At 49.6% G+C, this 11741-nt stretch carries 9 protein-coding genes and 1 pseudogene; 5 read left to right on the forward strand and 5 right to left on the reverse strand.

What is annotated here, in order from left to right; genetic code table 11:
• Positions 1 to 581 (forward strand): annotated as a pseudogene (locus QGT73_RS02450) (transposase); the annotation flags it as partial.
• Positions 582 to 733: 152 nt separating this feature from the next.
• Here the strand turns inward: QGT73_RS02450 and QGT73_RS02455 are convergent.
• On the reverse strand, positions 734 to 2281 hold the full coding sequence (locus QGT73_RS02455; protein WP_280121270.1) for a glycoside hydrolase family 28 protein: 1548 nt from the start codon (positions 2279 to 2281) through the stop codon (positions 734 to 736).
• A gap of 585 nt (positions 2282 to 2866) precedes the next feature.
• Here QGT73_RS02455 and QGT73_RS02460 point away from each other — a divergent pair.
• The 4 genes from QGT73_RS02460 to QGT73_RS02475 all read left to right on the forward strand — a co-directional run bounded on the left by QGT73_RS02460 (position 2867) and on the right by QGT73_RS02475 (position 8084).
• The gene (locus QGT73_RS02460; RefSeq protein ID WP_280121271.1) at positions 2867 to 4240 is read left to right on the forward strand and encodes a LuxR C-terminal-related transcriptional regulator; all 1374 of its coding nucleotides are present in this window, start codon (positions 2867 to 2869) and stop codon (positions 4238 to 4240) included.
• 120 nt (positions 4241 to 4360) lie between these two features.
• Entirely contained in the window at positions 4361 to 6343 is a 1983-nt protein-coding gene (locus tag QGT73_RS02465; RefSeq protein WP_280121272.1) for an ABC-F family ATP-binding cassette domain-containing protein, read from the forward strand.
• On the forward strand, positions 6340 to 6855 hold the full coding sequence (locus QGT73_RS02470; RefSeq protein ID WP_280121273.1) for a methylated-DNA--[protein]-cysteine S-methyltransferase: 516 nt from the start codon (positions 6340 to 6342) through the stop codon (positions 6853 to 6855). Before QGT73_RS02465 ends, QGT73_RS02470 begins: the two co-directional genes overlap by 4 nt.
• Positions 6856 to 6887: 32 nt before the next feature.
• Complete coding sequence (locus QGT73_RS02475; protein ID WP_123616857.1) at positions 6888 to 8084, forward strand: MFS transporter; 1197 nt, start codon at positions 6888 to 6890, stop codon at positions 8082 to 8084.
• Between the two features lie 82 nt (positions 8085 to 8166).
• On the opposite strand, the gene galE is transcribed toward QGT73_RS02475, so the two are convergent.
• The 4 genes from galE to QGT73_RS02495 form a co-directional block, all read right to left on the reverse strand.
• Complete coding sequence (galE, locus tag QGT73_RS02480; protein ID WP_123616856.1) at positions 8167 to 9204, reverse strand: UDP-glucose 4-epimerase GalE; 1038 nt, start codon at positions 9202 to 9204, stop codon at positions 8167 to 8169.
• Positions 9205 to 9269: 65 nt separating this feature from the next.
• Complete coding sequence (gene glsB / locus QGT73_RS02485) at positions 9270 to 10220, reverse strand: glycine N(alpha)-acyltransferase GlsB (RefSeq protein WP_280121274.1); 951 nt, start codon at positions 10218 to 10220, stop codon at positions 9270 to 9272.
• A gap of 4 nt (positions 10221 to 10224) precedes the next feature.
• Complete coding sequence (gene glsA, locus QGT73_RS02490) at positions 10225 to 11052, reverse strand: glycerol acyltransferase (RefSeq protein ID WP_280121275.1); 828 nt, start codon at positions 11050 to 11052, stop codon at positions 10225 to 10227.
• On the reverse strand, positions 11039 to 11731 hold the full coding sequence (locus QGT73_RS02495; RefSeq protein WP_280121276.1) for an RluA family pseudouridine synthase: 693 nt from the start codon (positions 11729 to 11731) through the stop codon (positions 11039 to 11041). The genes glsA and QGT73_RS02495 overlap by 14 nt, the downstream gene beginning before the upstream one ends.
• Positions 11732 to 11741: the final 10 nt, after the last annotated feature.

Consider the following 11741-nt stretch of genomic DNA (forward strand, 5'->3'; position numbering starts at 1 on the left):
CCAAATTCGAGGAACTTACAGACCGTGGCGTCATCTATGTCACAAAAATGAAGAAAAACCTCTGTTATGAGATTCTTGTCGACTGTATGCATCAGAATTCAAAGGGTCTGATGGAGTATCGTGAGCAGATTGTAGTGTTCCGTAAAGACGGCATCAACCACATTGCCAGAATAATAACATACGTAGACATCAAGAAAGGCAAGAAGCCAAAACTCATCTCTCTGCTTACCAACGATTTTGACATGCCCTTGGAGACAATTGTGGCGATATACCGCCGTCGGTGGCAGATCGAGTCACTTTTCAAACAGATAAAACAGAACTTTCCCCTGAGATACTTCTACGGCGAAAGCGCAAACGCCATCAAGATCCAGGTATGGGTCACACTTATAGCCAATCTGCTGCTTTCGGTCCTGCAAAACAAACTGACAAGACGCTGGAGCTTCTCGGGACTGGCGACAATGGTATGAATCGTGCTGATGTATTACCTAAATCTCGAAAAGTTCCTCAATCAACCCGACGCAGACCTGAAAATAATGCTCGCCGATGCATCTGAATCGCCGCCGGAAGAAACTGAAAACTGATAAGGGGGCTTGTCCTATACAAAAAGTTAGCCCAACTTCTATATTTCAAGAAGTTGGACTCGACTTTTTATGGTTTAGCGGACAGTAATAATAAATAATAAAGAGTCCGTGACAATTTAAGCCACGGACTCTTAACCTTTAAAATTTTAATTTCAATCGACTTTTATGCCCTTGTTGTCACCAGTATACTCTATCGGTGTGGCAGAGTCAAAAGTACAGTCGGTAAATGTGGCATTGCTCACATTGTTGACTGTCATGGCCGCGCCCGAATCGGGACGTATGGTCACCTTATTGAGCTTGATGTCCTTTGACTCGGACAAAAGGCCGCCTTCGCGTGCTGTGAATACCGAGTTGCTTATCTGTATATTATCAATAGGCATTTCGGGAATACCGTTAAACTTGAGAGCCTTGCCCGAGTTGAACGAAGTCACATCCTTGATAAATATGTCGCAGAAACGCGGTGTGGTTTCATCGACGGAAGGTATCTCCTTGGGAGCATTCTTAACAAAATAATAGAGGTCAAACGTAATGGCATCGCCCGAGATATTGAGCATATTGACATTGTCGATATGGATATTCCGGACCACACCTCCACGTCCACGGCAGCTTTTGAAGCGGAGACCTATGTCTGTGCCGAGAAACTGGCAGTCCGATACGCTGACATTGTTGACACCGCCCGACATCTCGCTACCTACGACAAAGCCGCCATGACCGTGAAACACCCGGCAGTCACTTACTATAACATTACTTGTAGGCACACCGCGCTTGCGTCCGGCCTCATCTTTGCCCGACTTCAGACATATAGCGTCATCGCCAACGTCGAGAGTCGAACGATAGATGATAACATTGGTACAAGACTCTACGTCAAGACCGTCTCCGTTCTGTGCATAATCGGGATTTTTGATAAACACACCGTCGACAATCAGATTCTCACACATGAGCGGATGTACGTTCCATGCGGGTGAGTTCTGGAATGTTACTCCCTGCAGCAACACATTCTTGCAACCTACAAGCTGCACCATCACAGGGCGCAGATAACGCTTGATGCTCTGAGCCTCCTCCTTGGTGAGCTTTGCGCGGCGGTCGCCCTTGGCCATCTCCTCACCGTCAATATAGCTCTGCGAAGGATACCACACGTTGCCGTTAACGATACCGCCCTTTGCTATGAGATTTTTCCATTCGGCAGTGTTCATTTTGTCCTTCTTCACGGGACGCCACATACCTCCGTTACCGTCAATTATACCGTCGCCTGTAATGGACACGTTCTCGAGATTTACACCCGAGATGGGCGACTGAGTGCGCCATGCCTCAAAACCCTCATACACGACATAGACCGTATCGTAAAGCGACTCATCGGCGGCAAAGACTATCATTGCCCCTGCGTCGAGATGAAGATTGATATTTGATTTCAACACTATCGGACCTGTGAGCCATATGCCTGCGGGTACATTGAGTGTGCCGCCACCCTGCTTTGAAAGCTTATCAATGGCTTCGGCAAAAGCCTTGGTGTTAAGAGTAATACCGTCCCCTACTCCGCCAAATTCTTTGAGATCAACCTGTCGCGAAGGTATCGCAGGACGGTCTATTACAGGCATCTCAAACGGAAGATTGTCATACAGGTGGGCATACTCGTTGCCTCCGGCTGTCATAGACACAGCCGACAACAGCATGAATGATGCCAGAAGTGATTTTATTTTCATAGTATTAAATGATGAATGGGTGTCTTAACTGATGCTTTTTTACTAAATGTGCTACAAAATTAACTATTTTAGCCGACATCACAAAACATCCGGCCACAAGCATGTTGGAAACACTGTCAAAAAATATGGATTTCCCCGGCATAATAACCCGGTAAAAACGGCCTTAGTCACAAAAATTTGTTGTAACTTCGCGAAACGCTTAATAATTCGGGAGAAAAATCATGTCAAGGCCGTATGATTAGCCGGAATAATCTGTGTCATAGGCACGCTACATGATTAAAACAAGAGATTATAATGAATAAAATTATACACGTATTAACGGCAATTATTGCACTTGCCATCACTTCTTGCACAAAGTCAGATTCGCAATATAGTAGAGATTTAGGCACAGCCGAATATCTGATGCAATCCGATATGGACAGTGCGTTATCAATATTAGAGACAATTGACCCCTCGGAGCTCAAGATCGACTCATTGCGTGCGAAATATCATTTTCTTATGGCGTATGGTCACATGCGCCACAACCGCTCTTTGATCGGGGATTCTCTTATATCATTCGCTCATGATTATTATCGAGGAAAAGACGTGGCAAGAGACATCCGAAGCGGAATGACATTTGCCTGGTATAAGTTTTGGGTCGGCGATACTCCCGGTGCCATGGCCATGCTTGATTCCCTTACAACTTTGCCCAATGTGCCCGACTCAATCATGGTTCAGACATTGAGGACTCGTGTATTGCTCGGGGCGGCGGAATATCAAGGACGCGAGCTTGTACCCCTTGCCAAGAGTCTTGAATCTCTTGAAACAGACTCCCTGAGAAAGATTGAAGCAAAATATATGCTTCTGACGGGATACGAATATGCCGGCGAACTGGATTCCGCCCTTTATATCTTGGATGAACTTATAGCATTCGCCCGCAATAACAACTGGGGCGATAAGCATTTTCAGTTTGAAATTGAACGCGCACAGTTGTTGACCGAACAAGGGAGAAACACAGAAAGCGACGCTCTTATTGATAAAATTTTCCGAAAAGCGGGACCTGACAATGGAGCGGCATACCTCCTTCACTTCCAATATGCGATAAATGCTTTAAATTCCGGAGACATCAGCCGGGCTTCTCAACACCTCGCATTCGCTGATAGTCTCGCCATCAAATTGAGAGGTGATGATGACGCTTATTTCCGCAGTTATAGCAACCTTCTTCATGCTATCATTGATTTCAAACAGACCGGGCGTATCAAACTGAGACATATCAACGGATTGAACAACCGTCAGAATGAACGTTTCAACCGTATGAAGGCCTCGCAATGGGAATCCGAACGCGGAGCCTTGCGTGAGCAGAACAAGGCTTTGACTCTCAAAGCCGAGAGCGAGCACAAGACTGTGATAATACTGATAATCGGTATCATTGCATTAATGGCCCTGACCGGCACATGCTGGATTATAGTAATCCGCCGCCAACGGGAACGTGAAAACGAAGAGCGTATCGAGGCTTTGCAAAAAATGATCGACGAATATAAATCCTCACCGGTCATGCCTGTCACAGAGACCGCAGACTCATCAACGCTACGCAGCATCATGCTCAAGCAACTCGGCATTATCAAGATGGTAGCGGAAACTCCCACCGAACAGAATCGCGAAATGTTACGTAAAATCTCCTCCATTGATGGAGAGACCAACGGTGAACTCGTCGACTGGGGAAAAGTGTTTGAAATAATCGACAATCTCTATTCCGGATTTTACACGAAACTAAACACCACATATGGCAGTATGCTCAGTCAGAAAGAAGAGCAGATAATCGTGCTTATGGTGGCCGGTTTTTCGACCAAAGAGATAAGTGTGATCACGGGTCAGACCACCGCAACAATCTATGTCAGAAAATCATCAATAAGAAAGAAACTCGGAGCACCCGAGAAAGAGGACATAGTCCGATTCCTGCAATGTCAGCATCTCTGTTGAATGAGTTTAAGGCCAGGCCGAAACATCCGCCCGGTCATACACAAATCGACCTGTCAGCTAATTTGCTCAGATGATTAAAAATGTGTAATTTTGCACCCGCAAAATCATCATCGGACATTCATGAGCATTTCAATAAACAATCTCAAGGTAGAATTTTCGGCAAAATGCCTTTTTGATAATATATCTTATATAATCAACCGCAAGGACAAGATAGCCCTTGTGGGCAAAAACGGTGCCGGTAAGTCGACAATGCTCAAGATTATTGCCGGCATCCAAAAACCGACCTCGGGCAACGTGGCCATACCCAACGACACTACAATCGGGTATCTGCCACAGCACATGACCATAAGCGACTCAGCCACCGTAATCGAGGAGGTGCGCACTGCATTCAGCCACATCCGAGAGATGCATGAGCGACTCGACCGTATGAGCGAGGAGCTGGCTTCTCGTACCGACTATGAGTCGGACTCATATCAGGAACTCATCGAAGCCATGACCACTCTGACCGACCGCATAGCCATGGAGGAAAGCGACAACTGCGAGGCCGAGATGGAAAAGACTCTTCTGGGTCTCGGATTTGTGCGCGATGACTTCAACCGTCCCACCTCGGAATTTTCAGGCGGATGGCGCATGCGTATCGAGCTGGCCAAACTACTGCTCACCCGTCCCGATGTGCTCCTGCTCGACGAGCCGACCAACCACCTCGACATCGAGTCAATCCAGTGGCTTGAGAACTTTCTCGTGACCAAGGCCAACGCGGTGGTGCTCGTGAGCCACGACCGCGCGTTTATCGACAATGTGACCAACCGTACCATAGAGATTTCGCTCGGAAAGATATATGACTACTCTGTCAACTATTCCAAATATGTCACTCTGCGTCAGGAACGTCTCGAACAACAGATGAGAGCTTTTCAGAATCAGCAGAAGATGATCAAGGAAACCGAAGACTTTATCGAGCGATTCCGCTACAAAGCCACCAAGAGCGTGCAGGTGCAGAGCCGCATCAAACAACTGGCCAAAATAGACCGCATCGAAGTCGATGAGGTGGACACCTCGCATCTCAATCTGAAATTTCCTCCGGCACCACGCTCGGGCGATTATCCGGTTATAGCCGACAATGTAGGCAAGGCTTATGGCGACCATCAGGTATTTGACCATGCGACATTCACCATCAAACGTGGCGAAAAAGTAGCATTCGTAGGCAAGAACGGCGAAGGAAAATCGACTCTCGTAAAATGTATCATGAACGAGATACCCTACACCGGCACACTTAAAATCGGTCATAATGTCAAAATCGGATATTTCGCACAAAATCAGGCTCAACTGCTCGACGGCGAAATCACCGTATTTGATACCATCGACCGCGTGGCCGTCGGTGACATCCGCACCAAGATACGTGATATACTGGGAGCTTTCATGTTTGGAGGCGAGGCTTCCGACAAGAAAGTAAAAGTGCTCTCAGGCGGTGAGAAAACGCGTCTGGCCATGATACGTCTGCTTCTCGAACCGGTCAATCTGCTCATACTCGACGAGCCGACCAACCACCTTGACATGAAGACCAAAGATATACTCAAGAACGCCATCAAGGAGTTTGACGGCACGGTCATAGTGGTGAGCCACGACCGCGAATTTCTTGACGGACTGGTCGAAAAGGTCTATGAATTCGGAGGCGGACAGGTCAGGGAATGCCTCGGTGGCATATATGAGTTTCTTGAAAAGAAAAAAATCGCATCGCTCGCCGAACTGGAGCGCACACTACCTAAGGCTCAGCCGGCAAAAACCCAGCAATCCAACCCTGTCGCACCACAACAGGCCCCCAAAGCCAAGGAACAGACGCCTGCTTCACCACGTGAAGAACGGAAACTATCTTATGCCGAACAGAGAGAGCATGAGAAACTCGTACGCAAGGCCCGCAAGAAAGTGGAAGAAGCCGAGGCTGAAGTTGGACGTCTTGAGAAAGAGGTGTCCGACATCGAGGCAATAATCGCCGCGGGCAATCCTCCAGCCGACATATACAGCCGCCATGAAGCCGCCACAAAGCAGCTCGAGAATGCCATGTCGCTATGGGAACTTGCTTCGCTTGAATTTGAATCTTTCTCATGAACATTCCGCAGATACTGCTCCATACCCATCACACGCCGTGCGGTAATCTCACATTAGGATCCTATGACGGCCGTCTATGTCTCTGTGACTGGGAGTCGAGCCGACATCCGGGCGCGGCATTGGCACGAATTGCGAGCGGACTGCGTGCCGAGTGGAAATTTCAGCAATCCGACGTCACGACGGCCGCCGCCTCACAGCTTGACGAATATTTCGCGTACAAACGCAAGGTGTTTGATATGCCGCTACTGTTTATCGGCACACCGTTTCAGACTTCTGTGTGGCACAAACTTATGGAGATACCCTATGGCCATACAATATCATACGGCACACTCGCCGCACAGCTCGGCCGGCCGTCGGCAGTCAGAGCTGTGGCCAATGCCAACGGAGCCAACGCAATTTCAATCTTCTCGCCCTGTCACCGAGTGATAGGTTCGGACGGCTCTCTTACGGGTTATGGAGGCGGTCTTGAGGTTAAACGCCGGCTGCTCCTTCACGAAACATCACACTATTAACCATATAACCTTTGCTCGAAAAGCAAGTAACCATGACAGCAACAACTGACTCGGGCAAGACCGCCTTTTCAATACTTTTTGCCATAAGCATCGCCCATCTGCTCAACGATGCCGTGCAATCGGTCATCCCCTCCATCTACCCGATACTAAAAGACGATTTCGGACTAACATTCACACAGATAGGCATAATCACATTTGTCTTTCAGATGACATCGTCGATACTCCAACCCTTTGTCGGCCGATATGCCGACCGCCATCCAAGCCCCTACGCACTGACTATCGGTATGTGCATCTCGCTGACCGGCCTCTTCATGCTGGCCTTTTCCGACAGTTTTGCGTTAATCATCGGTTCGGTGGCAGTCGTAGGCATGGGTTCCTCCATATTTCATCCCGAAGCCTCACGCGTGGCTCAGATAGCCGCCGGCTACCGTAAAGGCCTCGCTCAATCCATCTTTCAGGTAGGCGGCAACGGCGGTGCTGCCATAGGCCCGTTGCTGGCCGCACTCATAGTATTGCCTCACGGCAAAGGCGCAGTGATATGGTTTGCCTTCGCCCTCGTGCTCGGTGCAGCCGTAGTGACATGGGTAGGACGATGGTATCAGCGGAGTATCTCTACCCGTATGACAGCACAAGTAGCCCGTGCCCGAAAGGCCCTGCATCTTACCGAACGTCAGGTCAGATGGGCTATGATAGTGCTCGTGTTGCTCACATTCTCCAAGCAGTTTTTTCTGGCAAGTATGACGAGCTATTTTACATTCTTTCTGATTGACAAATTCGGCATATCGATACGCGACGCACAGCTATGCCTATTCGCCTTTCTCGCAGCCTCGGCCATAGGCATTATCGCTGGCGGATATGTTGGCGACAAGATAGGACGCAAATACGTGATATGGTGCTCAATTCTTGGCGCGGCACCTTTTGCCCTCTTCATGCCTTATGCCGGATATGCAATGACTGTGATACTTGCTGTGCTTGTGGGCCTGATTATCTCATCGGCATTCTCGGCCATACTCGTATTTGCAACCGAGCTCAAGCCGGCACATATAGGCACAATTGCAGGGCTCTTCTTCGGGCTGTCGTTTGGTCTTGGTGGCATCGGAGCTGCATTTTTCGGCTGGCTTGCCGAGCTTACCAGTATCCAGTTCATATTCCGCGTCAGCACACTGCTCCCACTTCTCGGCATAGTCGCGACATTCCTTCCCGACATGAAGCCTGTCAACAAGGAATAAACCTATATATACAAGATACAAGAGACTCAGAAGAAACATCTGTTTCTTCTGAGTCTCTTGTATCTTGTATTCCCTGAGAGAATTACATTATGCCGCGCTCGCGGAGCTTGAGCTGCCATGCCCAGGCCGAGCGGAGTGTATCGGCAAGAGTGGAATCGGCTTTCCAGCCGAGTACTTCATTGGCGTAGGAGGGATTGGCCCATACCTTCTCGATATCGCCGGTGCGTCGTCCTACAATCTTGTGGGGCACCTTGACACCTGTTGCCTCTTCAAAAGTATTGATGAGTTCAAGCACCGAGACTCCATTGCCTGTACCGAGGTTGAAAATCTCAATCTTGTCGTCAGACTTGTCAGTGAGCATGCGTTCCACTGCTATCACGTGGGCCTTGGCTAGATCCACTACATTGATATAGTCGCGAATGCATGAGCCGTCAGGAGTGTTGTAATCATCGCCAAACACGCTCAGCTCCTTACGGATGCCGATAGCGGTCTGTGTCAGATAAGGAATGAGATTCTGGGGCACACCGTTGGGCAACTCGCCTATCTCAGCCGAGGGATGCGCACCGACGGGATTGAAATAGCGGAGTATTACGCTCTTGAAAGGTGCGCCCGACTTGATGACGTCAGTGATGATGTCTTCTGAAATCTGCTTGGTGTTACCATAGGGCGATGTCGCCTTCTTGATTGGCGAAGACTCTGTAACGGGGTTGACATCAGGCTCGCCGTAGACAGTACATGACGAGGAAAATACGATGCCTTTCACTCCGTTGGGCCCCATGAGGTCAAGAAGATTGAGCAGAGTGTTGAGGTTATTGCGGTAATAGAGGATGGGCTTTTCCACACTCTCGCCCACAGCCTTGGATGCTGCAAAGTTAATAATGCCCTTGATGTCGGGATAGTCGGCAAAAAGTCGGGTCAGCGTGGCCATGTCGGTGCAATCACCTTCAACAAAGTCGGGCTTTATACCTGTGATACGCTCTATGCCTTCGACCACGTCGGCACTTGAGTTGGACAGGTTGTCAATAATGACCACCTGATATCCTGCCTGCTGAAGCTCTACCACTGTGTGTGAACCGATATAGCCTGTGCCACCGGTCACGAGGATACGTTCCTTTTTCATTTATGTCAAAATTGTATGCTGTTGGAATCTGTCGTTGTAACTACCGTTAGATTATAACATCACTGTCAGCTTTCTTGTTCGGGATGACGCGGGCTGTAAGTGCCTATGTGACGCCGTTTTTTCTCTTCAAATATATCAGATATCGCAAAGAATATACCGCTCTCCTCCACATCACCAAACTCGTCATTGATGGCCGTACCAAACATCTTCATTGTCGGTGAGAGACTCATATAGGAGTTGACAAGCGGTGGGATATTGAAGCCGTGTTTCCTCACCTCATGATTGAGTATCTTGTAATCCTCCTTGAATGTCTCTCCGTCAAAAAGCCGCTCCATAGCCTCGTTATCAATCGATGTGTCAAGGGGGCGGATAGGCCACACAAGCATCTCGGGATCCGGGAAATGCTTCTGAAGGAAATAAAGTATGAGGTCGCGGCACGTGCGGTCATAGCTCGGATACATGGTCATCTTGCCGAAAAGATATTTGATTTCGGGATGCTCCACCGTAAGTGCACCAAGGCCGTCCCACAGGTTGTCAAGTGCGAAGAGAGCCTTTGCACCGGCCTGTGACGACTGATAGTGCAAGCGCACAAACGAGCGTCCGAGCTCGATGGTGCTCGGAAGGAGTTCACTGATAAATCGCTCGGAGAAGTTGAACATGTGGCTTGTGGCTATACGCGGACGCCCTTGAGCGTCAATCCTGATATCACGGCCTATGATGAAGCGATATCCCCCGAGTATGAGGCGTGCTTCAGGATCCCAGACTATAAGCTGACGACATGGAGGGTCCATAGTGTCAAACTCGTCGATGTCGACACTTTTACCCGTGCCGCCGCCTGCTGCCCTGAATGACTCCTCGCGCAGACGGCCTATCTCTCTCATCGTGGCCGGACACTCGCGGCCGTCAAGCGTGTAGATTAGATTGCCGCCTTTGTTGGAGCGGCGCAGCAGACGCTCGGGGGTCAGTTCCTGTTCTATCAATGAGGGGTCTATCGGGTCGATAATGGGCTGAGTCATGATTCTATTTTTGACTGGGCAGTTCGTAAACAATGGACCTTAGCTCTGCGGCCTGCGACAATGCATCTTTACCCCCTCTCAGCGACTGCCAGGGTATAGGCTTGCCGAAAGTGAGTGTGAAATGCGCACCTTCGCTCAGAAAGACTTCTTTAGGCAGACGCACCATCTCGATATTGAACCGCAGTCCAAGCTGTGTCCTTAGACGTGCAAATTTATAAAAAAACTGTGAATTTTCACCACTAAAATGTATGGGAATTATATCTCTTTGCGATGAAATGGCCTTTACGACCGACATTTTGCGCCATTGGAGGTCGGCGACCTTTCCGTCGCTATCCATCCGCGACACTAGTCCGGCCGGAAACATCACTATCGGATCGTCTCCTGAAAACGCACGGTCAATGTCACTGACCTTTCCGCGCGACTGCGAGCCGTGTTTGTTGACCCCGAGAAATATCGGCCGCAACGGTTCGACAAAATCGAGCAGATCATTGACCACAAACCTTGCCGGCACAGCTCCACCTCCATATATCTCCTTGGCCACTGTCGCGAGTACCAGTCCGTCAAGGCCGCCGAGGGGATGATTGGACACAAGTATCACCCTGCGACGCGAAGGGTCGGGGCGGCATCCGCGCATATCGTAGCTCACCGACAGGTCCTTCACCACCGCTTCGGCAAAATCGGCCCCGACGAGCGAGGCGTTGCGTTCAAGCAGCTCGTTGAGACGGTCCTGACATATCATGTCGGCCAGACGGTTTATGAGCCAGCGCGGTATAAACCGATATTGGCGCGGCACGCGCTCCCGCAACACCTTGTCAATATCAATCCGCATCATGCTCACGGATTATTTCACCAAACGCCTGCCATAAAGGGTCGGCCGGCAGCGGGGCGGTAACGTCTATCATATTGCCCGACACGGGATGCTCGAAGCGGATGCGATGGGCGCGCAGCGAGATGGAGCCGTCGGGATTGGAGCGTTTGTCACCATATTTCAGATCGCCCTTGACAGGGCACCCCACTGATGAGAGTTGCACGCGTATCTGATGTTTTCGTCCGGTCTCAAGATGAACCTCGAGCAGATGGTAGCGGTCAGACGCTCCGAGATATTTATACGAGAGCGCGGCCTCTTTGGCTCCGGCCTTGGGTACGGGAGAGAAATAACTCTTGTTGTTGCGTTCGACCGATGAGATGTAACCCGTAAGCCGTTCTTCATCCTGAGGAGGACGGTTGCGTGAGATGGCAAGATAGGTCTTGCTGACGCGTCCGGTGCGAAACATTTCATTCATTCTTGCAAGAGCCTTGGAGGTCTTGGCAAACACCACAAGTCCGCCAACAGGACGATCAAGACGGTGCACTACACCGCAAAACACATTGCCCGGCTTGGAGTATTTCTCCTTTATCCATTGCTTGAGCGTCTCGACAAGCGGCTCATCGCCGGTCTTGTCGCCCTGCACGATTTCGCCCGGCAGCTTATTGACTATTATTATATGATTGTCTTCGTATAATACTTCCATTTTATTATTT

It is taken from the genome of Duncaniella muricolitica (assembly GCF_910574735.1).
In the GTDB taxonomy this organism is placed as follows: Bacteria; Bacteroidota; Bacteroidia; order Bacteroidales; family Muribaculaceae; genus Duncaniella; species Duncaniella muricolitica.

Bases quoted from the DNA above. Each gene is read 5' to 3' on its own strand.
- QGT73_RS02455 (WP_280121270.1), bottom strand. From the start codon at position 2,281: ATGAAAATAAAATCACTTCTGGCATCATTCATGCTGTTGTCGGCTGTG.
- QGT73_RS02465 (WP_280121272.1), top strand. From the start codon at position 4,361: ATGAGCATTTCAATAAACAATCTCAAGGTAGAATTTTCGGCAAAATGC.
- QGT73_RS02470 (WP_280121273.1), top strand. From the start codon at position 6,340: ATGAACATTCCGCAGATACTGCTCCATACCCATCACACGCCGTGCGGT.
- QGT73_RS02475 (WP_123616857.1), top strand. From the start codon at position 6,888: ATGACAGCAACAACTGACTCGGGCAAGACCGCCTTTTCAATACTTTTT.
- galE (WP_123616856.1), bottom strand. From the start codon at position 9,204: ATGAAAAAGGAACGTATCCTCGTGACCGGTGGCACAGGCTATATCGGT.
- glsB (WP_280121274.1), bottom strand. From the start codon at position 10,220: ATGACTCAGCCCATTATCGACCCGATAGACCCCTCATTGATAGAACAG.
- glsA (WP_280121275.1), bottom strand. From the start codon at position 11,052: ATGATGCGGATTGATATTGACAAGGTGTTGCGGGAGCGCGTGCCGCGC.
- QGT73_RS02495 (WP_280121276.1), bottom strand. From the start codon at position 11,731: ATGGAAGTATTATACGAAGACAATCATATAATAATAGTCAATAAGCTG.